This window comes from Burkholderia pyrrocinia, assembly GCF_018417535.1.
GTDB lineage: Bacteria > Pseudomonadota > Gammaproteobacteria > Burkholderiales > Burkholderiaceae > Burkholderia > Burkholderia pyrrocinia_E.
The window spans coordinates 689,198-714,263 of the sequence record NZ_CP070979.1; the positions used below are offsets into that span (position 1 = coordinate 689,198).

24 protein-coding genes are annotated in these 25,066 nt (G+C 65.8%); 13 read left to right on the plus strand and 11 right to left on the minus strand.

The features are described 5' to 3' along the window. Positions 1-60 precede the first annotated feature (60 nt). The 6 genes from cpaB to JYG32_RS36095 all read right to left on the minus strand — a co-directional run bounded on the left by cpaB (position 61) and on the right by JYG32_RS36095 (position 3,750). Complete coding sequence (gene cpaB / locus JYG32_RS36070; protein WP_174383639.1) at positions 61-900, minus strand: Flp pilus assembly protein CpaB; 840 nt, start codon at positions 898-900, stop codon at positions 61-63. A gap of 35 nt (positions 901-935) precedes the next feature. Beyond that, positions 936-2,336, minus strand: coding sequence for an ATP-binding protein (locus JYG32_RS36075; protein WP_213267564.1), 1,401 nt, complete (start codon positions 2,334-2,336; stop codon positions 936-938). Positions 2,337-2,368: 32 nt separating this feature from the next. Beyond that, positions 2,369-2,908 carry an A24 family peptidase gene (locus JYG32_RS36080; RefSeq protein ID WP_213267565.1) on the minus strand — a complete coding sequence of 180 codons (540 nt, stop codon included), beginning with the start codon at positions 2,906-2,908 and terminating at the stop codon, positions 2,369-2,371. A 28-nt stretch (positions 2,909-2,936) separates the two neighbouring features. Beyond that, positions 2,937-3,143, minus strand: coding sequence for a Flp family type IVb pilin (locus JYG32_RS36085; protein WP_174383636.1), 207 nt, complete (start codon positions 3,141-3,143; stop codon positions 2,937-2,939). Positions 3,144-3,225: 82 nt separating this feature from the next. Continuing rightward, the gene (locus JYG32_RS36090; protein WP_213267566.1) at positions 3,226-3,417 is read right to left on the minus strand and encodes a Flp family type IVb pilin; all 192 of its coding nucleotides are present in this window, start codon (positions 3,415-3,417) and stop codon (positions 3,226-3,228) included. A 141-nt stretch (positions 3,418-3,558) separates the two neighbouring features. Continuing rightward, positions 3,559-3,750 (minus strand): Flp family type IVb pilin, encoded by a 192-nt coding sequence (locus JYG32_RS36095; protein WP_213267567.1) that lies wholly within the window; start codon positions 3,748-3,750, stop codon positions 3,559-3,561. A gap of 691 nt (positions 3,751-4,441) precedes the next feature. Between JYG32_RS36095 and JYG32_RS36100 the strand changes: the two genes are divergently transcribed. The 6 genes from JYG32_RS36100 to JYG32_RS39800 all read left to right on the plus strand — a co-directional run bounded on the left by JYG32_RS36100 (position 4,442) and on the right by JYG32_RS39800 (position 9,241). Beyond that, entirely contained in the window at positions 4,442-4,858 is a 417-nt protein-coding gene (locus JYG32_RS36100; RefSeq protein WP_213267568.1) for a hypothetical protein, read from the plus strand. After that, entirely contained in the window at positions 4,801-6,039 is a 1,239-nt protein-coding gene (locus JYG32_RS36105) for a glycosyltransferase family 87 protein (RefSeq protein ID WP_213267569.1), read from the plus strand. The genes JYG32_RS36100 and JYG32_RS36105 overlap by 58 nt, the downstream gene beginning before the upstream one ends. Then, positions 6,036-7,415, plus strand: coding sequence for a glycosyltransferase family 87 protein (locus JYG32_RS36110; protein ID WP_213267570.1), 1,380 nt, complete (start codon positions 6,036-6,038; stop codon positions 7,413-7,415). The genes JYG32_RS36105 and JYG32_RS36110 overlap by 4 nt, the downstream gene beginning before the upstream one ends. Before the next feature lie 24 nt (positions 7,416-7,439). After that, positions 7,440-8,483 carry a glycosyltransferase family 2 protein gene (locus JYG32_RS36115; protein WP_174383630.1) on the plus strand — a complete coding sequence of 348 codons (1,044 nt, stop codon included), beginning with the start codon at positions 7,440-7,442 and terminating at the stop codon, positions 8,481-8,483. A gap of 16 nt (positions 8,484-8,499) precedes the next feature. Next, positions 8,500-8,883 (plus strand): GtrA family protein, encoded by a 384-nt coding sequence (locus tag JYG32_RS36120; RefSeq protein WP_174383629.1) that lies wholly within the window; start codon positions 8,500-8,502, stop codon positions 8,881-8,883. 103 nt (positions 8,884-8,986) lie between these two features. Continuing rightward, complete coding sequence (locus tag JYG32_RS39800) at positions 8,987-9,241, plus strand: fucose-binding lectin II (protein ID WP_433960891.1); 255 nt, start codon at positions 8,987-8,989, stop codon at positions 9,239-9,241. 27 nt (positions 9,242-9,268) lie between these two features. On the opposite strand, the gene JYG32_RS36130 is transcribed toward JYG32_RS39800, so the two are convergent. Both JYG32_RS36130 and JYG32_RS36135 read right to left on the minus strand, forming a co-directional pair. After that, entirely contained in the window at positions 9,269-10,207 is a 939-nt protein-coding gene (locus JYG32_RS36130; RefSeq protein ID WP_213267571.1) for an ABC transporter substrate-binding protein, read from the minus strand. Positions 10,208-10,317: 110 nt separating this feature from the next. Next, a complete protein-coding gene (locus JYG32_RS36135; RefSeq protein ID WP_213267572.1) occupies positions 10,318-11,436 on the minus strand; it encodes a TauD/TfdA family dioxygenase in 1,119 nt (372 codons plus the stop codon). A gap of 440 nt (positions 11,437-11,876) precedes the next feature. On the opposite strand from JYG32_RS36135, the gene JYG32_RS36140 reads away from it, so the two are divergent. After that, entirely contained in the window at positions 11,877-13,310 is a 1,434-nt protein-coding gene (locus tag JYG32_RS36140; RefSeq protein ID WP_213267573.1) for an MFS transporter, read from the plus strand. 51 nt (positions 13,311-13,361) lie between these two features. After that, complete coding sequence (locus tag JYG32_RS36145) at positions 13,362-14,639, plus strand: ATP-grasp domain-containing protein (protein ID WP_213267574.1); 1,278 nt, start codon at positions 13,362-13,364, stop codon at positions 14,637-14,639. A 23-nt stretch (positions 14,640-14,662) separates the two neighbouring features. Here the strand turns inward: JYG32_RS36145 and JYG32_RS36150 are convergent, their stop codons facing one another. Continuing rightward, positions 14,663-15,538, minus strand: a complete 876-nt coding sequence (locus JYG32_RS36150) for a LysR family transcriptional regulator (protein WP_174378209.1) — start codon at positions 15,536-15,538, stop codon at positions 14,663-14,665. A gap of 167 nt (positions 15,539-15,705) precedes the next feature. Here JYG32_RS36150 and JYG32_RS36155 point away from each other — a divergent pair, with 167 nt between their 5' ends. Next, complete coding sequence (locus JYG32_RS36155; RefSeq protein ID WP_213267575.1) at positions 15,706-16,650, plus strand: hypothetical protein; 945 nt, start codon at positions 15,706-15,708, stop codon at positions 16,648-16,650. Positions 16,651-16,692: 42 nt separating this feature from the next. Continuing rightward, entirely contained in the window at positions 16,693-17,901 is a 1,209-nt protein-coding gene (locus JYG32_RS36160) for an ATP-grasp domain-containing protein (RefSeq protein WP_249744900.1), read from the plus strand. A 1,122-nt stretch (positions 17,902-19,023) separates the two neighbouring features. Here JYG32_RS36160 and JYG32_RS36165 read toward each other — a convergent pair. Then, on the minus strand, positions 19,024-21,093 hold the full coding sequence (locus JYG32_RS36165; protein ID WP_213267576.1) for a Na/Pi cotransporter family protein: 2,070 nt from the start codon (positions 21,091-21,093) through the stop codon (positions 19,024-19,026). A 409-nt stretch (positions 21,094-21,502) separates the two neighbouring features. Between JYG32_RS36165 and JYG32_RS39355 the strand changes: the two genes are divergently transcribed. The 3 genes from JYG32_RS39355 (at position 21,503) to JYG32_RS36180 (ending at position 24,474) form a co-directional block, all read left to right on the plus strand. Further along, positions 21,503-21,913, plus strand: coding sequence for a hypothetical protein (locus tag JYG32_RS39355; protein ID WP_249744901.1), 411 nt, complete (start codon positions 21,503-21,505; stop codon positions 21,911-21,913). A gap of 74 nt (positions 21,914-21,987) precedes the next feature. Then, a complete protein-coding gene (gene phoU, locus JYG32_RS36175; RefSeq protein WP_174378205.1) occupies positions 21,988-22,695 on the plus strand; it encodes a phosphate signaling complex protein PhoU in 708 nt (235 codons plus the stop codon). Between the two features lie 117 nt (positions 22,696-22,812). Continuing rightward, entirely contained in the window at positions 22,813-24,474 is a 1,662-nt protein-coding gene (locus JYG32_RS36180) for a Na/Pi cotransporter family protein (RefSeq protein ID WP_213267577.1), read from the plus strand. 116 nt (positions 24,475-24,590) lie between these two features. On the opposite strand, the gene JYG32_RS36185 is transcribed toward JYG32_RS36180, so the two are convergent. Next, positions 24,591-25,052: a chromate resistance protein ChrB domain-containing protein gene (locus tag JYG32_RS36185; RefSeq protein ID WP_213267578.1), complete on the minus strand. Its 462-nt coding sequence runs from the start codon at positions 25,050-25,052 to the stop codon at positions 24,591-24,593. Positions 25,053-25,066 lie beyond the last annotated feature (14 nt).

Below are 25,066 nucleotides of genomic sequence, written 5' to 3' on the forward strand. Positions count from 1 at the left end.
TTCCAAGGCCGTCGTGCCCTGCTGGCGGCCGATCTGTTTATGTGGCTGTATTGATCTGTTTCAGAAACATTCGACGCTGCCCTTCACGCCCGCCAGCACGCCGACGCAGTCGCGCCGTACTTCCGGCGCCGCATGCGACGCGACGTGCACGCGCACCGTCCGCACGCGGGCGGGCGCCGGCGCCGCTTCGGGCACGGGTTCCTTGCCGAGCAACGTCAGCTTGGTCGCGCCGTCCGTGTTCAGCGTCTTCTGGTCGACCTGGTTGCGCAGCACGAGCGACAGCGTGCCGACGCTGCGCGCGAGGTCGAGCCGTTCGGCCTGGTCGGGCGTGACTTCCAGCGTCACCGCGTTGACGACCTTCGGTGCGGTGTCGTCGCGGCTGACCTGCTGCGCGACGGCGAGCACGAGGATGTGCTCGAGCACGATCTTGGAGATGCTCTGCCCGTCGGTCTTGCCCTGCTGCTCCTGCGTGTTGACGATCACGTCGACGTAGTTGCCCGGCAGCGCGAAACCCGCGACGCCGACCACGTCGTTCACGCGCACCGTGATCGCGCGGCTGCCGTCGGCGATCACCGCCGACAGCCCGCCCTTCGTGCCGACCGGCGCGAGCTTCGACTCGATCACCGGCTCGCCGCGCGACAGGCTGGTACGCACGACGCGTCCTTCGAGCCCCTTCGTATCGGTGAACGCGCCGGTCGGCACGCTGCCCGACGGCCAGCTCACCATGTGGATCTGGTTCGGCCCGAGCGGTTCGCCCAGGTTCAGGTCGATGGCGGCAACCGCGACCGGCGTCACCGAGCTCGTGGATGTCTGCACCAGCCAGTGGGACGCGAACACGACCGCGGCAAGACCCGCGACCATCGCGACGACCAGCATCATGAGCGCTCGACTGTTTTTCATGGCAATGCTCCTCGACGATTCGTGAATGAAACGGCTCAACCGGTGATGAACGTACGGCCACCGCGCTCGATGGGCGGCGGATGGCTGCCGTCCCGTTCGGGCGCTGCGCCGAAATAGCTCGCCCACGCGTCGTACAGCGCGTCGTGCGTCACCTCGGGCGGGTCGCCGCGGTAACGCGCGCCGGCGGCCACGAGGCGCAGCAGGTCCGCCGGAAAGCACGCGAGAAACGCCTTGCCGGTCGGCAGATGCAGCCGGTGCAGCAGGAAGTCGAACGCATCGCTCGCCGATACGAGACCGAGCGATGCGCAGGCCGCGTTGTATACGGCGCGGTAGTCGTCGATCGACAGCGCGCCGACGTGAAGCTTCGAGCCGAGGCGGCGCAGGAACGCGTCGTCGCAGAACTGTTCCGGCGCGAAGTTGCTCGAGAACACCGGCCACACGTCGAACGGCAGCACGAAGCGGTTGCCGGATTCGAGCGTCATGAAATCGACGCCGCGATCGAGCGGGCGCAGCCAGCGATTGAGCAGGTCGCGCGGCTCGACGCGCTGCCGGCCGAGATCGTCAATGACGTACATGCCCATGTTCGCCTTCATGTGCGGCGGCGCCTGGTAGAAACCGGCGGCCTCGTCGCGGCGAAGATCGAGCTCGTCGAGCGTCAGTTCGCCGCCGGACATCACGACCGGCCGCTTGCACAGGCGCCAGCGGCGATCGACCGACTGGCCGCCGGCAGGCGATTCCGCGTCGACGTGCACGAGCGGGTCATAGATCTGGATCACTTCGCCGGCCACGCAGATCGCGTGCGGCACCGGCACGCGGCCGTGCATCAGCGCGCCGAGCCGCTCGGCGAGGAAGGTCTTGCCGCTGCCGGCCGGGCCGTAGATCAGCAGCGGACGGCCCGCGTTCAGCGCCGCGGCCGCCGCGTCGAGGACCGCGGTGTCGATCACGATGCCTTCGAACGCGGCCCACACGTCGCTCTGGCCGATGTGCAGCTTGCGCACCGAATGCACGCTCACGCATTCGAGATACGCGTCGAGCGTGACCGGCGCGGGCCCGCTGTAGCCGCTGCGCGCGCGTTCCTCGAACGCGAGCACGCGGCCCGCGTCGGTCAGGCGGAACGTCACGTCGAGATCGGTTGCGCCGCGATGAGTGAGCTCGACGAGATGCTCGCGCACCAGGAACGCGAAGACATCGTCGAGCACCGCGAGCGGCAGGCAGTGCCGCTCGACCAGGTCGCCGTACGACGGGCGGCCGAGCATCAGCGTCGACTTCAGCACGAGCCCGGCGACGAACGTCATGCTCAGCCCGGTTTCGTCGAGCGAACGCGGCGCCGCCGGCAACTGCGTGCCCTTCTTCGTATTGGCTTCCCGCGACGGCAACGGATCGGGCAGGTGGGACACCTGCGCGTCGCGTCTCGGTTCGGTGTGGTCCGTATTCATGTTCGTTTCGTCCTCGTTGCGGGCTCGTCGCGCTAGGCGCACGACGCGAACAGCATGCCCAGCGTGCCGGCCGCGATCGCCACGCCGTACGGCAGCGTGCCGACCGACGCGATTTCCGCGGGGCCGTCGGCTGCCCCTGCGCGCGCCCTTTGCGAACGGCGCGCGATCAGCGCGCGGACGTTCGCCCACATCTGGCGCATCCGCCCGCGCAACAGCGCGAACGCGATGGCACCGATCCCGCCGGCCACGAAGGTCGCCAACACGATGTAAAACGTCATTTCCGCGCCGACCCATGCGCCGATCGCGAGCATCAGCTTCACGTCGCCGGCCGCCATCCCGCGCAACAGGTAGAACGGCAGCAGCAGGCCGAAGCCGGTCGCGGCGCCTGCGAGCCATCCGAGTGCGCCTGCCAGGACGCCGTGCAGCATGCACTGGGCGACCAGCGCACCGGCGAGCCCGACCGCGACGAGGCGGTTCGGAATGCGGCGGGTCGCGATATCCGTGCTGGCCGCGGCGACCGCGAGCAGCGTCACGCACAACGGAACCGGGTAAGGCGGCGCAACAGGTAACATGGCGAACCTCGCGGAGCGAATCGATGGATCAGGAAACCATGGCCAACGCAGTGGTCACGGCCGCCGTCACGGCTGTTGCGATCACCTCGTACGTATCGTCCAGCGAGTCTTTCAGCGTGACGACGCTGCCCAGCACCGCAACGGCGAACATGGCTCCGAGCAACGCATATTCGATCGACGTCACGCCCTGCTCGTCGCTGATCCAGCGACGTACTGCACGCACCCTGGCTTGCATGATGGTCTCCGGTTCCGGGTTGATCAGATGACCGGGGACGGCTCGAGCACTGCACCGGCCGAGCCGCCCGCGGCACGGTCCATCAGATGGCTGCGACCGCTGAATCGAGGTCGTCCGCGATCGTGCTGAACACGGTCTTGAGGTCCTTGCCGACCGTCGACAGCGCGGCGATGATGCCGACGGCGATCAGTGCGGCGATCAGGCCGTATTCGATGGCCGTCACACCGTCTTCATCGCGGACGAAACGGCTGACTTGTTGAATGAACTTGGACATGATGATCTCCTTGCGTAGTCACTTTCAAAGCCCTCGCATGCCGGCAGGATCGATTGATCCGGCGTCGATACGTCGAGGCATGGTGTTGATGCCGTGTGGTGCCGACGAACGATTCGGATGAGCCGTTCGTCGTACCGTCCATCAAATGGCTGCTACTACCGAGTCCAGATCGTCGGCGACCGTGCTGAATACGGTCTTCAGATCCGTACCGACCGTCGTCAGCGCGGCAATGATGCCGATCGCGATCAGCGCGGCGATCAGGCCGTATTCAATGGCCGTCACGCCGCCCTGGTCCTGCATGAACCAGGCGATCTTTTCGATGATTCTTGACATGAGCATTCTCCTTTCGGACTGCTATTAAATACCCTTCGTCGGTCAGGACGTTGGGGACGGGCACCACCGGCACTACAAGAAAATCTAAACGCGACGCTCAGCTGCGAGGGCAGGGATGCACACACCTGTCCGTGCGAACGGATTTCAGAAAGAGGGAACGCAAGAGATGCGCGTACGGTTCGACCAGCCGGATAAACCGGGCATGCCGATCGACCGGAACGGCGTGACTGCCGTTCGGCGCATGGAATCCAGTTGAACGGGAGACAAACTCCCGGCGATGCGGTAATTCGTTTCTAACGCGGCCAGCCGGCCGCGATGTGCTTTGGTCTTTCATTTTTATTCCCCATGTGCTGCCATGCCGATTTTCTTGTTGCCCTGACGCTACCGGGTCTCATCGGTCGATCGACGGCGATTCTCGCGGTTCATCGACCTGGAGCTGCGTGTTCCCCGACGCGCTCCGGCCTTCGTTTCCGCACGTGATTCGAATCCGGCTCCCGCTGTCTGTGGTTGGAACCGGCCGGTCATCCCGTCGTCGACTGCCGTGCCAACGCTTACGCAAAGAGCAGGCCATCCCGAGCGAAATCCAGGCGTATCAAGGGTTCCGGCGATCCCCGCGTTCCCCGGCCTGTGACGCAGTGCAGAAAATGTTTCAGATTTGATATACGCGTTCCCGTCAGCGCTGCAAGCCGGAATGCCCGCCGCCGCGCTGTGCAAAGGACCAAAAATTTTTGCTCGGGATTTTCCCGAACGCGGCAAGCCGGTCGCGTGTCGCCGGATCGGCGGCATGCGAACCCGGCGAAAAACGCGGAATGTTTCAAGCCAGAAACATGAATTCCGGCCGGGTCGTTTGTTCATACCAGAAAACGCGGTTTTCACGCGTATTGCTGAACAATCTAAATACCGGCTTTCAGTGCGCGGTTTGCATCACGCGATTTTTTCTTCAACAATGCATTCACCGGACAACGCCGTTTCAGAGCGAATCGATCCGCAGGCACGACAACATGAAATGGCTGCGACAGACCACGCGGCCTCCACTACAGACGGGGCATCATGTACACAGCCAATCGTGGAACGCGCGATCGCGCAATACGCTGTGCTCAATGGCTGACAGCCGACCGCATCATTCCGTACAGCTGCATCATGCTGATGCTCTTCACGGCGTTGCTGGCCGTCTGGGGCATCGTGACGGACGGCTTCACGTCGACCACCACCGTCCGCCCGGGCACCGACTTCTCGGTCTTCTGGACCGCATCGCATCTCGTGTTGCAAGGCCATGCCGCAGCGGCCTACGACATTTCGTCATTCCAGCAGGCCGAGTTCGCGCACTTCGGTGCGTATCTGCAGCACCGGCCGCTTCCCTGGCTCTATCCGCCGACGATGTTGCTGCTCATCGCGCCGGTTGCCCTTGTGCCTTTCCTGCCCGCATATTTCCTCTTTTTAGCGGGCAGTCTTTTATGCTACGCGTTCGCTGTCTCGCGGTTGTCGGGATTGCGCGCGCATCTTCCCTACCCGCGCGCCGCGGCGCTCGTCGTGGTCGCGTATTCGGGGGTGTGCATGTCCGCCCTGTTCGGCCAGAACAGCGTCCTGACCGCCGGCCTCGCCGCGCTCGCGCTGCATCTGCTCGGCAAGCGCCCGGTGGTTGCCGGCGTGCTGATCGGGCTGCTTGCGATCAAGCCGCAACTGGCCGTCATGTTCCCGTTCGTGCTGATCGCGGCGCGGGCATGGCGTACGTTCGCGGCGGCCGCGATCAGCGCGACGCTGTTCGCGGCGGCCGGGATTGCACTGGCTGGCCCTGGCGCGCTGCACGGCCTGAGCCACGCCATGTCGACGGTGCGCGACCAGCATTTCATGCTCGCGTCGTACTGGCTTGCGTCGCCGACGCCGTTCGCCGCATTGCGGCTCGCGGGTGCGCCGGTGGCCGCCTCGCTGGCCGCGCAAGCGGCAGTCGCACTGCTCGCGATCGCCGCGGCTATCGATGTATGGCGCAGCACGCGCGACATGCGCCTGCGCGGCGCAGTGCTGGCGGTCGCCACGCTGCTGACGACGCCGTATCTGTGGCACTACGAACTGACGTGGCTCGGCATCGCGATCTTCTGCCTGATCGCGCACGGCCTCGATGAAGGCTGGCTGCCCGGCGATCAAGGCATCCTCGTGCTCGCGTGGCTGTTGCCGATCTTCGAGATGTTCAACCGGTTGATGAAGCTGCCGCAGATCGGGCCGGTCGTGCTGCTCGCGGTGCTGTTCGTCGTCGTGCGCCGCACGGCACTCGCGTCACGGAGCACGCAATGAAAGCGCCTTCGTTCGCCCGCCATGCGCATTCCACCGTCGATGTCCATCCGGAACTCCCGATCGCGGGCCCGCGCCGCTATCCGCACTGGCTCAATCGCGAACGCGTGCGCCTCTATGCGGCCGCCGTGCTGCTGACGGAACTGCTGTTCATCGGCATCTACTTGATCCGCGTGTTCCTGTCGAACAACGGTGCACCGGAACCGCTTTCGCCGGATTTCTCGCCGATCTGGAGCGCCGCGTGGCTCGCCGCGCACGGACACGGCGCCGACGCATGGCATTTCCCGGCACTGCTCGCGGTCCAGAAGCTGGCGGTCCCGACGATGACGCTCGCGGACGGCTCGCTGCCGTGGCTCTATCCGCCGACGATGCTGCTGCTCGTGCTGCCGCTCGGCTGGCTGCCGTATACGCTGGCGCTCGTGCTGTGGCTCGGCGTCACATCTGCGCTGTTCGCCGCGACGATCCGCGCGACCGTGCAGCGCGATTCCGCGTGGCTGTGCGCGCTCGCGTTCCCCGGCGCGTTCCTCACCGTGATCGTCGGCCAGACCAGTCTCTTTACCGCGATGCTCGCCGGTGTCGGCCTGCTCGCGCTGAACCGCCGCCCCATCTGCGCCGGAATCTGCTTCGGCTTGCTGACGATGAAGCCACAGCTCGCGGTGCTGTTCCCGCTCGCGCTGCTGTGCGCGGGCCAGTGGCGTTCGCTGGCCGCGTGGGCCGCGACGATCGCCGGCAGCGCCGCGCTCGCGACGCTCGCATTCGGTATCGGCCCGTGGGTGACGTTCGCGCATGTGATCGGCAACGTCTACGCGATCGTCGGCACCGGTCACGCCAGGCTCGCGCGCATGCCGACCGTGTTCGCGCTGGCGACGCTGGCCGGCTGGCCCGCGCTCTTCGCGCGCGGCCTTCAGTTGCTGTCGGCTGCAGGCGCCGCGATCGCCGTCGTCTACGCGTGGCGCGGCGCATGTTCGTACGCGTTGCGCGCCGCGACGCTCGCCTGCGCATGCCTGCTCGTCAGCCCTTATCTGTACGACTACGACCTGACCTGGTACGGCATCGTGATCGCGTGGTACGCGCGCTATGCATGGACGCACGGCTGGCGGCATTTCGATCGCGAATGGCTGATGCTGCTGTGGCCGATGCCGCTCGCGGGCCTCGCGGTCGTGCCGTATCTGTCGTTCCAGTTCATGCCGCTCGTGACGCTCGCCTCGCTCGCGCTGCTCGTCAGCCGGATCGCGCAGGAAAGACACGACGTGCCGTCGATGCCCGACGTACGCGACGACTCGACCGAGACCGGCTTCGCGCATCCGGTCCGACCGCACCACCGCCCGGCGCCCGGATTGCGCCGCTCCGGCCGCCCGACCATCGGCGCCGACCGGTGAAGCGACATCACAAGGGGAATCATCATGCGGGAATCCGCCTACACACCGCTCGTCTCGCTGGTCGTGCCGTTCTATAACGAAGGCGAAGCCGTCGAGCGCTTCTTCGACGTCGTGATTCCGTTGCTGACGGCGATCGACGCGATCCGCTTCGAGATCGTCTGCGTGAACGACGGCAGCCGCGACGACACGCTCGAACGCCTGATCCGGATCAGTACCGGCGAGCGGCGCGTGCGCGTGATCGATCTCACCCGCAACTTCGGCAAGGAAGCCGCGCTGACGGCCGGCCTCGACGAAGCCGCCGGCGACGCGGTGATCCCGCTCGACGCCGATCTGCAGGACCCGCCGAGCCTGATCCCGGTGATGATCGAACACTGGCGCGACGGCGCGGAAGTCGTGGCGGCGAAGCGCAGCAACCGCGCGTGCGATTCGTTCGCGAAACGCACGGCAGCCGCGATCTACTACCGCGTGCACAACCTGCTGTCGGACGTGAAACTGCCCGAGAACGTCGGCGATTTCCGGCTGATGGACCGCAAGGTCGTGAACGCGCTGCGCAGCCTGCCCGAGCGGCACCGCTTCATGAAGGGGCTGTTTGCATGGGTCGGCTACCAGACCGTGATCATCGAATACCAGCGCGACCCGCGCAGCGCCGGGCACTCGAAGTTCTCCGGCTGGAAGCTGTGGAATTTCGCGCTGGAAGGGATCACCAGCTTCAGCACGGTGCCGCTGCGCAGCTGGACCTACATCGGCGTCGGCATCGCCGCGCTCGCCTTTCTGTACGGCACGTTCATCATCTTCCGCACGCTGCTGTTCGGCAATCCGGTGCTCGGTTACGCGTCGCTGATCTCGGTCACGCTGTTCATCGGCGGCATCGAGCTGATCGGGATCGGGGTCGTCGGCGAATACATCGGGCGAATCTACGACGAATCGAAGCAACGGCCCGTCTACCTGATCCGCCGCCGCTACCAGGCGCACGGCAAGGTGATCGAACTCCCGGTCGCGCGCGACGCGCGCCGCCAGCTCGCACGCCGGCGCATGCAGCCGAACCGGGCGCGGATCGACGTTCGCTGAACCCGCGCGAGCAACCATGATCGACCTGCTCCATGCCGAGCGCACGCGGCTCGTGCGCTTCGGCTTGTCCGGGCTCTGTTCGACCGCGCTCCATACGCTGGTCGCGTCGGCGCTGTTCGCGCTGTTCGATGCGACGCTGGTCGCCGCGAATGCCGTCGCGTTCCTCTGCGCCACCGCGTTCTCGTATCTCGCGAATACGCTGTGGAGCTTCTCGTCGACGGTACGCACGCGCAACGCGCTGCGTTTTCTTGTCGTCACGCTGGCCGGCTTCGTCGAAACGCTGCTGCTCGCGCGTGCCGCCGAAGCGCTCGACGTGTCGCGCGCGATGAGCATCGTCGCGATCGCGCTGCTGATCCCGCCGACGACGTTCGTGCTGCATCGGCTCTGGACCTACCGGTAAGCATTGGATAGCCGGCCGCCCGGCGGCCCGATAGCTGTCGCGAATCGGCCCCTTCCCGCTCCCGAAACGTCATGCCGACGACCGGCAGGACCTGAAGCTGTTCATCGACGACGCGCCGGAACCGGCCGCGTCGTTCGTCGGCAATGGCAACGACGGCGTCAGGCTGTTCACGCTGAACTCGAAAGGCGGCAAGATCCGGATCGACGCATCGGCCAACGGCAGGCAATCCGCAACCGATGCGCGCCTCGCGCCGCTGTCCGCGGGCGACCAGGTGTGGCTCGGCTGGCTCGGCGCCGAGGACGGTGCCGACAGCGACTACAACGACGGGATCGTCATTCTCCAGTGGCCGATCACGTGAGCGTCCGAGCGTCGCCGCGTACTGCGCTCAGGTGCCCGGCAGTCCCGGCGGATTGGTCTGCGACCGGTCGATCGCTTCGGCATCGAGGCTCCAGCGGCCGAGCACTTTCCGGTAGCTGCCGTTCGCGATCAGCGCATTGATCGCGATCGTCAGCGGATCGGCAAGGCCGCTGCCCTTGCGCGTCGTGATCGCGATGTCCGCGGTGCGCGGCCAGCCGCCGCTCACGGTGCCGATGAGCTTCGCATCGCCGCGCAGCGACGCCTGGTACGCCAGCATCGAATTCACGCTGAAGATCGTGTCGACGCGGCCCGACTGCAGCGCGACCCAGCGCTCGGCCGCATCGGCGTAGTACTGGATCGCGACCGGCGCGAGGCCGTGCGCGACGTTCTGCCGGTTCCATTCGAGCAGGATCTTTTCCTGGTTCGTGCCCGAGTCGGTGACGACGCGCAGCCCGGCAACGTCCTTCGGCTCGCGGATCGCGGTTATCCGGCTGCTGGTCTTCACGTAGAAGCCGAGCTGATCCTTCCGGTAGGTCGAGAAGTCGAACTTCTCCTTGCGCTGCTCGGTGACCGTCACGTTCGAGATCACCGCGTCGACCTTGCCGGACTGCAGCGCGAGCGGCCAGTCGGCCCACGCGAGCGGCACGATCTTCAGCTTGCGCCCGACGCTGTCCGCGATGAGCTGCGCGAGATCGGGATCGAAGCCGACCACCGTGCGCGCGTCAGTCGCATACGTGCTGAGCGGCGGCAGGTTCGGTGCGATGCCGATCGTCAGCGTGTTCGCTTCGGCAAACCTGAAGCCGCCCGGCCATGCCTGCTCGACCGCCGGGTTCACGGTGCCGCGCGGCCGGCCGGGCTGCTCGGGGCTCAGGTCGAACGTCGCGGCCTGCGCGGCGACGCTGCCGCCGATCAGCACGGCGGCCAGCATGCGAACGACGCGCGCAACGGGGAATGCTGTTCTTGTCATGTTTTCCGGATTCCTTTCTGTTCGATGATGCATGGGGCGAACGCAAGCGGGAGCAGCGCGATGGTCAGCGCTGGAATACGTCGGCGCGCCGCGCTGCGTTCCCGGCCCGCTCAAGCGGGCGTCGCTTCGAGTTCGGCTGCAGCGGTGCGCTGAGGCACCGGTTGCGCGACGGGCGACGGGCGCTTCGCTTGCGACTCGCCCGCATACAGCGCCTTCGGATCGAACACCCGTGCCTGCAGCGGCGTGAACGCACGGAAATTCCACAGGCTGCGCGCGACGAACACGCGCTGCACCCAGCGAAACGCGCGGTCGTTCTCGTCGTATTGCGGATCGAAGCGGTCGCGCGAATGCAACGTGAAATGGTTGTTGATCAGCACCAGCTTGCCCGGCGACACCTGGACGCCGAACGACACCTCGCGCACCGCGCGATACAGGTTGGCCAGTGCTTCCTGCGCACGCGTATTGACCGCCAGCACCATGTCCGGATAGAACGCGACCGTCACGCGCGGCGCGTCGAGCGGCCCCGACAGCACGGCGCTCAGGTCGGTGTTGTCGCGCGGCGTCGGCGCCGCGCCACGCCACCGGTACGGCACGCGGATGATGTAGTGCTCGCCGTAGAGCTGCGCGAGATCGTCCGGCGACAGCAGTTGCAGCGCGCGGCGCGCATCGGCGAGCCGCGTGTACGGGCCGCCGCCGGCTTCGCTGCGCACGCCGAGCAGCAGCAACGCGAACGGCGACGTGTCGCCTTCGGGCATGTGCGCCTGCGCGGCATTCTCGATATGGAAATCCAGTTCGACCTCGGAGCCGAGGCCGGTGTATTCGCGCGCGGTCGTCTTGTGCGGCGTCAGGTTGTTCACGAGCTCGCGGCCTTCGTGCGCAATCGAATACGGCTCGCCGGCCAGCGTGCTCAGCGCGACCAGCACGTTCTCGCTCAGCACGCCGGCCTTGAACGAGCGGCCGGTTTCCTCGAACCTCGGGCTGCCCTTCACGTCGTCGTCGATCGGCAGGTTGTCGATCTCGATCGACCCGTGCGCGTCCGCGGTCGACGCCTTCGCGCGGTCGAACGCGTCGACGATCCGGTCGGGAAACGCGTTGTAGGCCAGCTTGCGGACTGCGCTGATGTAGCCGGCGCCGCCGGCGGGATCGTAAGCGAGCGCGCCGAGCGTCTTCCGGATGTGCCCGGACTCCACTGCCGTCAAGACGATACGTTCATCTGCGAGGTAGGTCATAGGTCTCTCGTAAAAAGATCTTGGATCGAAGTGCGGTAGGCACCACCGCCGCGCTTTGCCGTCCTCGGTGCGAAGCGCTCGACAAGACTAGGAGACCGTCATTGCATTGCGAAATGATATTAAGTCGATTGCAAACAAACATTATCGATATAAGTTCAGCAATGCGGCCGGCATCGTGCCGCGTCGCTCGCGCCGTCCCTTAACACGAATACTTGTTAAAAAATCGCTGGTTATTATTTGTATTCGCTAGCGGGTCGATGCTAGTTTTCTGTCGGATTCGACGACGCGGCCGGCTCTCGACGGGCAGCCGCCCCCATCCGCCCTACGGGAACCCGCCATATGAACCGATACCGCCTGCTGCGCTGCGCCTTTGGATACGTCGGATGCGACACGTCGTTGCCGGCACGCCGCGTCGCGAACCGCGTGGCGCGGGGGCAGCGATGAGCGAACGCGTTCCGGCGCTCGACAGCGCACTGGCCGCCGCCGCGCCGCCGCATCGCACGTCGCTGCGTGCGATCTTCCCGACCGTCGCGGCCGCGAGCCTCGGCTTCGCGATCGTCCAGCTCGACGTGACCGTCGTCAACGTCGCGATTCCGAGCCTCGGCCATTCATTCGGATCGAGCGTCCACGGGCTGCAGTGGATCGTCGATGCGTACACGCTGTCGTTCGCCGCGCTGCTGCTGACGTCCGGCACGCTGGCCGACCGCTTCGGCAGCCGCCGGCTGTTCGCGTACGGCCTCGCGCTGTTCCTGCTCGCATCGCTCGGCTGCGCGCTCGCGCCGTCGCTCGCGGCGCTGATCGCCGCGCGTGTCGCACAGGGCGTCGGCGCCGCGATGATCCTGCCCACGTCGCTCGCGCTGATCACGCACGCTTGCGCGAACGACGCCGCCGCGCGCGTGAAGGCCGTCGCGTGGTGGAGCGCGACCGGCGGCGCGATCAGCGCGGCCGGGCCGACGCTCGGCGGGTTGCTGATCGATTCGCTCGGCTGGCGTGCGATCTTCTTCATCAACCTGCCGATCTGCGCGGCCGGGCTGTGGGTCACGCTGCGCCACGTGCAGGATTCGGCCGCCGCGCGCACGCGGCTGTTCGATCCGGCCGGCCAGATCGTCGCGGTGCTCGTGCTCGGGCTGCTGACGGGCGGGATCATCCGGGCCGGCGCGCATGGGCCGGGTGACCCGTATGCGACCAGCGCGCTGGTTGCGTCGGTCGTGCTCGGTGCGCTGTTTGTCGCGATCGAGCGGCGTGTGGCCGCACCGATGCTGCAACTCGCGTTCTTCAGGATCGCGCGCGTACCGGGCGTGCTCGCGATCGGCGCGGTCACGAATGCCGCGTTCTACGGGCTGATCTTCTCGCTGAGCCTCTATTTCCAGAGCGCACGCGGCTTCACTGCGACCGAATCGGGGCTCGCGCTCGCGCCGCTCACGATCATCATGCTTGCCAACCTCGCGAGTGCTCGGCTCGCCGTCCGGTACGGGTTCCGCGCAACCGTCATCGCCGGCCTCGCCGTGTCGCTCGCCGGCTACGTGTGGCTGTGGCAAACGCTCGCCGCGCACACACCGTACGTGCTGCTGGCGCCGGGGCTCGCGGCGATGGCGATCGGCGGCGGCATCGCGATTCCCGCGCTGACGTCGACGATGCTCGGCAGCGTCGAGGCCGGCCGCTCGGCCACCGCGTCCGCGATCCTCAATACCGCGCGCCAGGTAGGCGCCGCCGTCGGCGTCGCGGCGCTCGGTGCGCTGGTCGCGGGCCAGGGCGCGGCGATCGTCGCAGGCGCGTCGCACGCGTTCGCCGTCGCGGCCACGCTCGTCGCCGTCTGCCTCGTGCTGGCCGCGCGCTGGCCGGGCGACGCGCCGGATGCCGGCACGCGGGCCTGACCCGTACCGACCGCTTCCCTTCAACCGATCCCACAGCCGAGCGAGGAATCCATGCAGCATCGCTTCATCGATACCGTCCTGATCGTCGACGGCGCGTCGACGGCCGCCTATCTGGCGCCCGCGTTTCGCGCATACGGCATCCGTTGCGCGCACGTGATCAGCGACCCCGACTTGCCGGAAATCTACCGGAACCAGTTCGTCGCGTCCGACTACATCCGCCAGATCCAGCATCGCGGCGACATCGACGCGACGCTCGCGCAATTGAGCGACCTGCGGATCGGCGCGGTGCTGCACGGCCTCGACGCGGCGCTCGAACTGGCCGACACGCTCGCCGAGCGGCTCGACGTGCCGTATCGGAACCCGCTCGCGACGTCGGCCGCGCGGCGCGACAAGTTCGCGATGAACGAGCGCATCCGCCAGGCCGGCCTGCGCGCACCCGCGCACTTTCACAGCACGTCGGTCGACGAGGCCCTCGCCTGGGCGCGTGCGCACGGCGCGCTGCCGCTCGTGGTGAAGCCGGCACGCAGCGCGGGCGTGACCGGCGTGAAGATCTGCCGGACGCTCGAGCAGGTCGAGCACGCCGCGCGCGACGTGCTGGCCACCCGTTCGCTGTACAACCAGCCGAACGACGACATCGTGATCCAGAGTTATTCCGAGGGCCAGGAATACATCGTCGATTCGGTGTCGTTCGAGGGCCGCCATCGCGTGGTCAGCCTGTGGGAAGTACATCGCGACCGCTCGCACGCGCCGCGGCTCGACAAGATGCTGGTGCTGAACCATGCCGACCCGCGCTACGCGCCGCTGCTCGATTACGCGGCCGACGTGCTCGACGCGCTCGACGTACGCTTCGGGCCGACCCATCTCGAACTGTTCGATACCGCCGACGGCCCGACGATCGTCGAACTGAACGCGCGGCTGCACGGCAGCCTCGATCCGCGGCTGACGAGTGCGGTCAGCGGCGAGAATCACGTGTCGGCCGCCGTCGAAGCCGTGCTGCATCCGGAGCGGCTGTTCGGCGAGGTCGCCGCGCCGACGGATTTTCGCGGCTACTGCGGACACGTGCTGCTGCTGTCGTCGCGCAACGGCGTGCTCGCGCAGGACTTCACGTGGCAGGCGATCCAGGCGCTGCCGTCGTTCGTCGGGCTCAAGCAGTGGATCAAGGTGGGCGACACGCTGCGCGTGACCACCGACCTGCAGACGGCGCTCGGCACGGTCGGCCTTTACAGCCCGACGTTCGAGCGGCTGCTCGAGGATTGCCGGCGCATCCGCGAAATCGAGGCCGATTTCTTCGCGGACGAGCGCGCTGTCGCGCCGGTCCAGCGTTATTGACGCCGCGCTTCGGCTCTCCGGCGCTAGCGCGCGAGCAACGCGCCCGCCTGCCGGCCCAGCACCGCGCGCAATGCGTCGAGTTCGGGCAGCGCGGGCGCTTCGTCGGGCGTGACGAGGTAGGTCGTCACGCTGTCGAGATCGTCGAACGCGTGCGTGCGCAGTTCCTTGCGCGCCACGTGTTCGGTCGTGATCCGCTTCGGCAGGATCGCGACGCCCATCCCGGCCGCCACGCATCCGAGGATCGCGCCGAACGTGCCGAACGACGACACCGATTCGATCGCGAAACCGCGCGCCTTCAGCCAGTGCTCGGCGACCGCGCGATACGGGCAGCCGTCGTGAAACGCCAGCAGCCGCACCGTGTTGTCGGCCAGCAATTGCCGGCGCGTGACCGTGGCCGCGCTCACCAGCACCATGTCTTCGGCGAACGCGGGCTCGTAGCGCAGCCCGGGCCGGACGACCGCGCGCGCGGTGAGCGCGGCGTCGATCCGGCCGCGCAGCAGCGCGTCGGCCAGTTCCGGCTCGCTGCCGATCTGCACCGCGAGGCCGAGGGCCGGATCGTGCGCCTTCAATGCGGCGGCGAGCGCCGGCAGCCGCGTGGCCGCGGTGCTTTCCATCGAGCCGAGCCGGAAGCTGCGCGCGACCGGCGTCTCGCGCACCACCTGCGTCGCTTCGTCGACGAGGCGCAGGATGCGATCGCAATACGGAATCAGCCGGCGCCCGGCTTCGTTCAGCACCAGCCGCTTGCCGTGCCGGTCGAACAGCGGCGCGTCGAGCGATTCTTCGAGCTGGCGAAGCCGCGCGGTCACGTTCGACTGCGTGCAGCCGAGCCGTTCGGCCGCGCGCAACGCACTGCCCTCCTGCACGACAGCACGGAAGGTTTCGAGCAGAGGTATGTTCATATCAGTTTTTCTTGTTACCGATCCAGTTTATATCATTTTACTTCGCATATCATCCGGATTAGCCTAGCGGACATTCCATGCTGGCCGGCCCCTTTCCGAGGAATCCGCATGCCATCCGCCGTCTGTTCCGGCTTCACCTGCGTTCGCCGTCGGCGCGAGGCTTGCCCGTGCGCGCACTGATCGCCGCACTCGTGCGGCGTGGCCCGACCGTGCTCGCGTGCGGCGTCGGCCTCGGCCTGCTGATTCCGCCGCTCGCGGACCTTGCACGGCCGCTGATGCCCGTCACCGTGTTCCTGTTCGTGCTGGGCACGCTGCTGCGCGTCGAGCCCGGCGCCGTGCGCGCGGTCGCGCGACGGCCGGCCGTGTCGCTGCTGCTGCCCGCCGCGACGATGATCGCGTGCCCGGTCGCGCTCGGCATCGCGGCGCGGTTCGCCGGCATGCCGTACGACTGGGTCGTCGCGCTGGTGATTGCGTACTGCGCGCCGCCGTCGAGCGGCACGTCGACGATCGCACGGATGCTGTCGCTCGACGCGAGCGTCGCGCTCGTCGCGACCCTCGCGTCGATGGCGTTCGTTCCGCTCACCGCGCCGCTGCTGACGGCCTGGTTCAGCCACGATGCGGCCGTGTCGATCTCGCCCGTGAGTCTCGCGTTGCGGCTCGCACTGCTGATCGGCAGCGCCGAAGGCGTTGCACTACTCGTGCGGCGGTTTGCCGGTTCGCGGCTCGATCGCTACGCGACGCCCATCGACGCGATCGTCGTCGTCGCGCTGCTGGTGTTCGCGCTGGGCACGATGGCCGGCATGCAGCAGTCGATCATCGACGCGCCGCACCGCGCGTTGACGGCAATCGCACTCGCGTTCGCCGTCAACGCCGGCTTCCAGATCATCGCGTACGCGCTCACGCCCGGCGACGTCCGCACGCGGCTCAACGTCGCGCTGATCGTCGCCAACCGCAACGTCGGCCTGATGTGGGCCGCGCTCGGGCTCGCGACCACGCCGACCATGGCGCTGGTGTTCACGTGTGCGCAACTGCCGATCTATACGCTGCCGCGCGTCGTCCAGCACCTGTTGCCGCGCCTCGAAGCGCAGCGCCTGCGCAGGCGTGCACGCTAGCCGGCACCACCCCGCTCTCCCGTCCTCGATCAAGGATCCAGCATGAAGCGACTCATCGTGATCGGCGCACGCGCCACCGGCAGCAGCCTCGCACTCGTGCGTGCCGCGCTCGCGCGCCGGGTGGCCGTGACCGTCATCACCGCGCCCGGCCATCGTCTCGACGGCGCGTTTCCCGACGGCGTCGAGACCATCAACCTCGAACCCGACGCCGGCCAGCTCGCCGGCTGGCTGCGCGCGCGTTTTCCGGACGAGCTCGACACGCTGCGCGTAACGACCGCACACGACACCTATGCGCGCACCGCCGCGTGGGTCGCCGACGCGCTCGGCCTGCCCGGCCCCGATGCGCGGCACGTCGCGCACGCGGTGTCGAAGTCGAACCAGAAGGCATTGCTCGCCGCGCACGGCATCCCGGCCGCGCAATTCGTCACGGGCACGCTGGGTGCGCCGGCGGCGCTCGCGGCCGCGGCCGACCCGTTGCGCTTTCCGGTCGTCGTCAAGCCGTCGGAAGGCTCGGCGAGCGATGGCGTCCGGCGCTGCGAGAACATCGCCGAAGTGCGCACGCAACTCGATGCGCTCGCCGCCGCGCAAACCGATGCGCGGGCGCTCGCGATGGAACGTGTCGTCGTCGAGGAATTCCTGAGCGGCAGCGAATACTGCGTCGAGTATTTCGACGGCCGCTACGTCGGCGCGCTGCGCAAGCTGAAGCGGCACGGCGCCGGCTTTCTCGAACGCGGCTATACGTCCGAACTCGATCTCGGTGCCGGCACGCTGCGCGCGCTGATCGACGTCGGCACGCGGGCGACCGCGGCCGCCGGGCTCACGTGGGGGCCCGTGCACCTCGACTGCATCGTGCACGACGGCGTGCCGCACGTGATTGAACTGAATCCGCGCATCGCGGGCAGCTTCATCTGCGACATCGTGCGTGACGGATATGGCTTCAACGTGGTCGAATCGTTGCTCGACAAGCTCGACGGACGGACGGTGACGATTCCCGAACTGTTCGAGCCGCACGCGTATGCGCGCGCCGAATTCCTGCTCGACAGCGATCCGGGCGCGTGGCGTTTCGCGCAGGCGGGCGAGATCAACGATGGCGCGGTCACGATCAGTTACGGGCCGCAAGTGTTGCCGGATCGCGAACGGCGCGCGTTTCTTTATGTGCGTGTCGCGTTGCCGGCCGCGCGGGATGTGGCGAAGAAGCCGGGTTTGTCGACCGATGGCGGCAACGTCCAGCAGCCGACGCTGGCCGGATAGCGCGTCGGCCAGCGTGGCGAGACGGGAGCGGTGCGCGCCCTCCCGTCGCGGCGACGGCGTTCCCTGCCTGCGGCGGGCACGCCAACTGAAACTCCGCCACACCGATACATTCGGGCATCCCCTTGCCGCCGCCCTATGGCTCCTGTTCGCGCCCCGCGTTCCAGCACCATCCAGGCTTGTCTAAGCGCCCGAACTGCACGTCGGCGCGATGAGAAGGGTAATCGTCCATCTCGGTAAAATCTGGGGGTTTCGCCTGAGAGCCTTTTGCAACAAGACTTCCGGGGTAATTCCAACTATCGTCTGCAGACTCGGCAGTGATCTGCGGCAAGCGATCTGCCCGCAATTTCCGATTGCGACCTGGACGGGGGCTGCAGATGCCAGGCCTTGAATTTCGCTATGTGAGCCAGGATCGCTTACCCACGCGGCTGTCGGAGTTTGACGTCGAGCGACTAAACGCGAATCATGCCCCTCGATCAAGCACGCCTGACCTCAAAGAGCGAGCCACCATCGTCTGCCGTCAAGGGCAGAAATGATCCGTACCAGGTTCGGCCTGGCCAGGATTGCAGGGGGCATGTCGGCAACCACGACGGCGAACCCTAGTCGTAGTCGGGATCGTCCGACAGCAGCGACGACACGAAACGCTACTTCGAGTTGATGAAACTGTTTCAGCGACGGTACGGATCGGACCGATCACGCGACCGCATGCGGCGATCGCCAACGCCGAATGTGCCGCCTTCGCACGGCCGAGCGTGCGTGCGAGAGGACGAAAGCACGTTTCAGCGTTGATACGGACTGCTCCACTCATGCGGCTGCATTTGACGACCGCTACCGCCGAGCGTGCCGCATGCGCACGGCCAACCGGCGTACCGGAGACGACGGCGCACGCATCAGATTTCCACCCGCTGGTTGGTTGCAAAAGTGAAATCATGTCGCAATAGACAGCGACGCATTCTTCTGACCACACGGTGCAATGACATTGCTCAAGCGGCCCTTGCACGCACGGACACGCGGGCGATCGCCTACCGCAGGCAATGCTCGTTGGCAATGCAGCGACTAAAGCCGTTTGCCGCAGTCACCGGAACTCGATCTGCAGACTTGGTGCAGACTTGGGCTCCAGGGTCGTCACCGCCCCTTGATCAGAAGAACAACGACAAGGATCGCGACCAGCGCCGCGAGCCACTTCAAGCCGGCAAACACGTTGTCGAGCCTTTCCGTCAGCGCTCCGATGGCATTCCCGTCGCCCGCGCGCACCGGCACCTGCGCTGGCCGGCCATCTCCGGGCAGGCTGACTTTCGGGAGATCGATGGCGAGATACACGACATATCCGCTGGCGGTTGCGGGAGCTTCCAACGTGCTGCCGTCCTGGCCGGGTCTCAGGAACACGGGCAACCCACCGGCCTGCGCGGCACCAGACGGAACCGACGTATAGACGCCCCGCAGGCACAGTCCTACCTTGACAGCGGTCACTCGTCCCGCCTCGATGCCGTCAGCAAGAGCCTGCATGCTGCTTGCCGGCACGTCGCACAATGCCCACCACTGAGACGGCTCCTGCATCTCGTCATCTGGTTGGTTGTAGCCGAGCCTTGCCGTGCCAAGCGGATCGTCGGAAAACGCGATACCCAGTTCGTCCTGCAAGTCGCGAAGGCCGTGCCGTTCAGTCGCACCGATCTCGCGGGCCGCGAAGGTGATATGCACCGTGCGCGTACTGTTCTGCACGTCACCGATGATCGACAAGCAGCAATCATCCGGACTTGAAGTCCCCTGCACATAGGTCGAAAGCGTCGAATGGGTTGTCCCGCCCGCAGGCTCCAGCCGTCTGACGACCTGGATGTCCTGCAGCGTGAGCCACAGCGACTTCGCCGGGTAGTACGCCTGTACGTTGCCATCAGTGCCGATGTGCTCGAGCGCGTGGCCGGCGCACTCCCGGATTTCGACGCGATTTTGCGCGTCCTCGTATAGCCTGTCGCCTCCCTCATGCCGGTGCCGTCCATCGTAACCGGCAAGTTGCCCGGCGTCGGGAAATGTCATGGACGTCCGGGGCGCAATCCTGACGTTATCGAGAACGTCGTCGTGGGTACGGATATCCGTGACGAGCATTCCAGCACGGTCGATCGATACAGGACGGGTTCGCAAGAACATACCGTATTGCGTATCGGCGACAGGAAGCACATCGTGGGCCATGTCGGGTGTTATCTCGGGCACCTGCCCCGCGAGCGGATCGATGTGCTGCGGCCGCGGTGCGTCCGAGAGCGTCACGAGCGAAGGAAGCAGCCGGGTCAACAGGTCTGCGTACGGGGTCAGCAACGGCAGGATCACGCAGGCCAGTGACAGGTTGAACAGCGTATGAAAATCGGCCACCACCCGCCCATTGTCCGGTTCGATCCTGACCATGACGCAGCCGATCGGCGTGAGTGCCGCAAGTGCAAGCACCACACCGATCGACAGAATGAGCAGATTGCCGACCGGCGCGCGCCTGGAAGCCGGATCGTGCGTTACCGTCCCCTCCAGCACCGGGTGGATTGCCGCGCCCAGGTTTGCACCCATCACCAGTGCGAACGCGGTATCGGGCGGAATGACGTTCTGCGCGCAGAGCGACATGATCAGGAGAACGATTGCCACGTTCGAATCGGCGGCCCAGGTCAGACCAGCTGCCAGCAAGACGTCGATCAGCGGCGCCGTGGATACGTCGCCCAGCAACATCCGAAGGCTCGGCGCATCCTCGTAGTCCGTCATCAGTTCCTGCAGATGGTGCAATGCGAGCAGCAGCAGGCCCAGACCGATGAGCATACGCCCCAGTTCATGTGCGCGCGCGTTCGATACCTTGCGAAACATCAGCATGCCGACGAGTATCAGCGCCGGCGAGACCGCCGCAACATCGAACGACAACACCTGCACGATCAACGTCGTCCCGACGTTCGCACCGAGCATGACGGCCAGCGCCGGGACAAGGCCGGCGCGCCCCTGCGCGGTGAATTCCCCCGTCATGACTGCGGTCGTCGCGCTGCCCTGCAGCACCGCCGTCACGCCCATGCCACCGAAGAAGGCAGGGACTCGTCCATAAAGCGCCCGCTCCAGGAGCGACCGAAGGCCAGCGCCGAATGCGCGCTGCATGCCGGTCTGAAGCATCTGCGTGCCGAGCAACACCAGCGCGATCGAACCAGCGAGATCGATCAGTGTGAACGTGAATGTCATGATTCCGGTTCCCCGACGCCGACCGGTTGCACTTGCAACGTTTTCTGTCGCGCGATCCACTCGCATGCGCTGTAGGTCCTGAAGGACACGCGAGTCCGAATGCGTGTTGTTGCGGTGTAGAAAACGCAGCCGCTGGAGAAACACGCTCTACTGGTCTGATACGTTCGGTCGCAAGTCCTCGACAGCGCTTGCTACGCAAGTATCGTTCCCGGTTAGGTAACTCATTGCCTTGTGGGGATATACGAAGTTAAGCAGGTAGTGACGATGGCAAAATCAACCGAATGTGTTTCAGGATTGACACGCTTTGCCGCAAGGGGAATCTGCCCCCGCACAGACCACGACCGCTCCATGCGCCCCATGTAAAAGTCGCTATACTGTTTGTACAGTATTGTCAAGATTGCAGGCAATTATGAAGCACCGCGCCGCCAAGGAACAAAGCCGGGATGTCGCCTCGTCGCGCACGCGTGCAAGCTACGGGGAAATGCCGGAATCCGCTGCCGGGAGGCAATCCGCTCCAGCGAAGGCTGGAAAGAGGCTAACAGCGCGTATCGAGGTAGATTCCGCGGACGTTGCTCCTCAGGTCAAGGACCGTCTGAAGAAGGAGAAGGTTGTACGCGACACCTTCACGATGCCACGATCGGACTACGAAAAGATCACGGTGCTGATCCAGCGGTGTCTCGCTGCGGGCATATCGGTGAACAAGGGTGAGCTTCTTCGGGCTGGCCTGATTCTGCTGGCGTCAGCTCCCCAGAAACACCTGCTTGCAGCCGTGTCGGCGGTCGAAAGAGTCAAGACCGGCCGGCCACCAAAATCGCGTTAGGTCGGTCTTGCGGTTGCTTGGACAGGGGCTCGCGAAGCGCATCCACCCGGCTCCTGGTTAAGGAGGATATTCTCGTGTCAGACAAACACATAACGAGCCGATTCGACACGGACCTTCACCACATTTCGTCCAAGGTATTCGAGATGGGCGGGCTCGTTGAGTCACAATTGACCAATGCGATGCAGGCCCTCAGCTGCTTTGACCTCGAGTTGGTCGATAAAGTCATTGCCGTCGAGCATCGACTCAATACGATGGAAATCGAAATTGATGCGGAGTGCGGCAACATCATCGCGCGGCGGCAGCCGGCTGCATCCGATCTACGCCTGCTGATGGCGATCTCGAAAGCGATCACCAATCTCGAGCGAGCTGGCGACGAAGCACACAAGATCGCGAAGCGGACTCGACGAATCGCGAACGACGATGCAGGCAAGACCGTCGACATGGCGGAAATCCAGTTATCCGGCCAGCTAGCGTCAAACATCCTCCATCGCGCACTCGATGCATTCGCTCGACTCGATGTCGTCGCTGCAGCCCAAATTGTCCGCGAGGACGAAGCGATCGACGAGCAATACCGCGCTTTCATGCGCAAGCTGGCGATGTATATGCCCGAACATCCCCGCACCATCGCTTCTGCGCTGGACTATCTGTCCATCGCATCGGCCATCGAGCGTATCGGGGACCATGCAACGAATCTGGCGGAGCTCGTCATTTATGTCGCCAAGGGCACGGATGTACGCCACCTTTCCTGGGAGCAACTTGAGCGTGAAGCCCTGCGTGATTGAGCACCGGGCAGCAAGGAACACCGAACAGGACCCGCAAGGACTCGCGGGCCGGTAATACCGGGCACGCCCTTGGTGAACGTCATATGAGCAACCGCGCGGCATTGAGGGCTCTGGATCATGACATTTACGTTCACGCTGATCGATCTGGCCGGATCCGTTGCGCTGCTGCTGTGGGGCACCCATATGGTTCAAACCGGCATCCAACGCGCCTTCGGTGCCGGTTTACGTTCACTTCTCGGGCGAGCCCTGCACGGACGACTTCGCGCCTTCCTGGCTGGACTGGGCGTCACGGCGGTATTGCAGAGCAGTACGGCGACCGGGCTCATGACGGCTGGCTTTGCCGCAGGCGGGCTGGTTAAGCTGGTCCCCGCGCTCGCTGTCATGCTCGGCGCAAATGTCGGCACGACACTGATCGTGCAGGTGTTGTCGTTCGATGTTGCGGCGGTCTCGCCGGCGCTGATACTCGTCGGCGTGCTGATGTTCCGCAAGGTGTCGAACACGCGTGCACATGACTTGGGCCGTGTGCTGATCGGTCTGGGCCTGATGCTGCTCGCGCTGCACCAGCTGCTTGGTCTGATGACGGACTACGAGGATGCGCCCAGTTTCCGCATGCTGCTGGGTGCCGCATCCACGGTGCCGCTGGTGGATGTGCTGCTGGCAGCGGGGCTGACCTGGGCCGCGCATTCGAGCGTCGCAATCGTGCTGCTCATCATGTCGCTCTGTGCGCAGAACGTGGTGCCGCCTGATACTGCGTTTGCACTGGTCCTGGGTGCGAACCTCGGCACCGCGATCAACCCGCTGCTGGAAGGGACGGCGGCAACCGACCCCGCATCGAAGCGTTTTCCGGTAGGCAACCTGCTCTCGCGGGCAGTGGGCGTCCTGCTGGCACTCGCGGCGTTGGAGCCGATCGGACGTTTCATGGCTGCGATCGAGCCGGACAATGCGCGGGTGGTGGCCGATTTTCATACGCTGTTCAACCTGATTCTTGCGTGCCTGTTCCTGCCAATCCTCACTCCATTTGCGGGACTGCTAGGGCGGCTGCTGCCGCAGCGTACCGACCCCGCCGATCCGTCGCAGCCGCTGTACCTGGATGCGGCCGCGCTGCAAATTCCGATGGTGGCGCTCGGCAACGCGGCACGTGAGGCGCTTCGACTGGCCGATGTGCTCGGCGAGATGCTGGCAGGTGCCCGTGCAGTCCTGGTGGTTGGTGATCGCAAGCTGATCGCGGAGACCCGCCAGCGCGACGACATCCTGGACAGCCTGAATACCGCGATCAAGACTTACCTGACGTCGCTTGACCCCGAGCAACTCGCTGAAAACGATCATCGGCGTTTGCACGAGATCCTGACCTTCGTCATCAACCTCGAGCAGGCTGGCGATGTGGTGGATCTGAATCTGCTTCCGCACGCCACCAAGCGCCTGAAGCGCGGGCTCGCGTTCTCGAAGGAAGGGGAAGCCGAACTATTGGCCATGCTGGATCGCCTGACGGCCAATCTGCGCACGGCAGCGTCGCTGTTCATGACCGAGGACCCACGTACCGCACGCATGCTGGCTGACGAGAAAGTGGCCTTCCGGGAGGCGGAATCGACAGCGACCGCGGCACACTTTGACAGGTTGCGCTCCGGTCGCCTCGATACGGCCCAGACGAGCGCGCTGCATCTCGATCTGCTCCGTGACATGACGCTCATCAATTCGCATATCGTGGCCGCGGCCGCCTACCCGATTCTTGAGCGCACCGGATCCTTGCTGCCCAGCCGGATTGCCGCGGATGAGATGTAGTCTCGACATGCCGCCCGGTCATGCCGAGCGAACGCATACGGCGCGTGGCCACGACGTTGAACGTCCCAAATCGCGACGTCGCGACGCAAACGCCCGGCGAAGAACCGCACGGCCCGTCAATCCGGCATCTTTGGCGGCCACGTGTGGCTTTCCGCCTGACAATGCCTGCACCATGCGTAGAGTGCGTCGTACATCACCAGACCGTGTTCCAGCATGTCGTGATCGTCGGAAAACACCTGCGACAGACCCAGTGAAATCGCGTAAAGCCCGCTCGACTGCGGCGTCAAGTCGAGCCGCGACGTATCCGCGCCCCGAACGATGCGGGCCATTTGCTGCAAGGCCAGATCGTCGCCCAGACCGTATTTGTCGAGAAACGCGTCGAAGCTGCATTGGTCGCCGACATGAGTCAACTCCACGCCCGGAATGTCGTACGGGATCGCGCCGGTCTCGCCGGCGATTCGCAGGACGTCACCCGGTGGTACGTAGAGGAAGTCCGGTGTCTCGTCGATAAAACGAACAATCAGCCAGGGACAGGCCACCCTGTCGATCTTGGGACGTTCGCGCGTAATCCATTGCATGACAGCCTCCTCGG

What these genes read in the sequence shown, in the direction of transcription:
- JYG32_RS36165 (WP_213267576.1), bottom strand. Translation starts at nt 21,093, where the DNA reads ATGACATTCACGTTCACACTGATCGATCTCGCTGGTTCGATCGCGCTG.
- JYG32_RS36100 (WP_213267568.1), top strand. Translation starts at nt 4,442, where the DNA reads ATGCCCGCCGCCGCGCTGTGCAAAGGACCAAAAATTTTTGCTCGGGAT.
- JYG32_RS36120 (WP_174383629.1), top strand. Translation starts at nt 8,500, where the DNA reads ATGATCGACCTGCTCCATGCCGAGCGCACGCGGCTCGTGCGCTTCGGC.
- JYG32_RS36095 (WP_213267567.1), bottom strand. Translation starts at nt 3,750, where the DNA reads ATGTCAAGAATCATCGAAAAGATCGCCTGGTTCATGCAGGACCAGGGC.
- JYG32_RS36160 (WP_249744900.1), top strand. Translation starts at nt 16,693, where the DNA reads ATGAAGCGACTCATCGTGATCGGCGCACGCGCCACCGGCAGCAGCCTC.
- JYG32_RS36075 (WP_213267564.1), bottom strand. Translation starts at nt 2,336, where the DNA reads ATGAATACGGACCACACCGAACCGAGACGCGACGCGCAGGTGTCCCAC.
- JYG32_RS36105 (WP_213267569.1), top strand. Translation starts at nt 4,801, where the DNA reads ATGTACACAGCCAATCGTGGAACGCGCGATCGCGCAATACGCTGTGCT.
- JYG32_RS36150 (WP_174378209.1), bottom strand. Translation starts at nt 15,538, where the DNA reads ATGAACATACCTCTGCTCGAAACCTTCCGTGCTGTCGTGCAGGAGGGC.
- JYG32_RS36080 (WP_213267565.1), bottom strand. Translation starts at nt 2,908, where the DNA reads ATGTTACCTGTTGCGCCGCCTTACCCGGTTCCGTTGTGCGTGACGCTG.
- JYG32_RS36145 (WP_213267574.1), top strand. Translation starts at nt 13,362, where the DNA reads ATGCAGCATCGCTTCATCGATACCGTCCTGATCGTCGACGGCGCGTCG.
- JYG32_RS36085 (WP_174383636.1), bottom strand. Translation starts at nt 3,143, where the DNA reads ATGCAAGCCAGGGTGCGTGCAGTACGTCGCTGGATCAGCGACGAGCAG.
- JYG32_RS36090 (WP_213267566.1), bottom strand. Translation starts at nt 3,417, where the DNA reads ATGTCCAAGTTCATTCAACAAGTCAGCCGTTTCGTCCGCGATGAAGAC.
- JYG32_RS36180 (WP_213267577.1), top strand. Translation starts at nt 22,813, where the DNA reads ATGACATTTACGTTCACGCTGATCGATCTGGCCGGATCCGTTGCGCTG.
- JYG32_RS36135 (WP_213267572.1), bottom strand. Translation starts at nt 11,436, where the DNA reads ATGACCTACCTCGCAGATGAACGTATCGTCTTGACGGCAGTGGAGTCC.
- JYG32_RS36185 (WP_213267578.1), bottom strand. Translation starts at nt 25,052, where the DNA reads ATGCAATGGATTACGCGCGAACGTCCCAAGATCGACAGGGTGGCCTGT.
- JYG32_RS36130 (WP_213267571.1), bottom strand. Translation starts at nt 10,207, where the DNA reads ATGACAAGAACAGCATTCCCCGTTGCGCGCGTCGTTCGCATGCTGGCC.
- cpaB (WP_174383639.1), bottom strand. Translation starts at nt 900, where the DNA reads ATGAAAAACAGTCGAGCGCTCATGATGCTGGTCGTCGCGATGGTCGCG.
- JYG32_RS36110 (WP_213267570.1), top strand. Translation starts at nt 6,036, where the DNA reads ATGAAAGCGCCTTCGTTCGCCCGCCATGCGCATTCCACCGTCGATGTC.
- JYG32_RS36115 (WP_174383630.1), top strand. Translation starts at nt 7,440, where the DNA reads ATGCGGGAATCCGCCTACACACCGCTCGTCTCGCTGGTCGTGCCGTTC.
- JYG32_RS39355 (WP_249744901.1), top strand. Translation starts at nt 21,503, where the DNA reads ATGAAGCACCGCGCCGCCAAGGAACAAAGCCGGGATGTCGCCTCGTCG.
- JYG32_RS36140 (WP_213267573.1), top strand. Translation starts at nt 11,877, where the DNA reads ATGAGCGAACGCGTTCCGGCGCTCGACAGCGCACTGGCCGCCGCCGCG.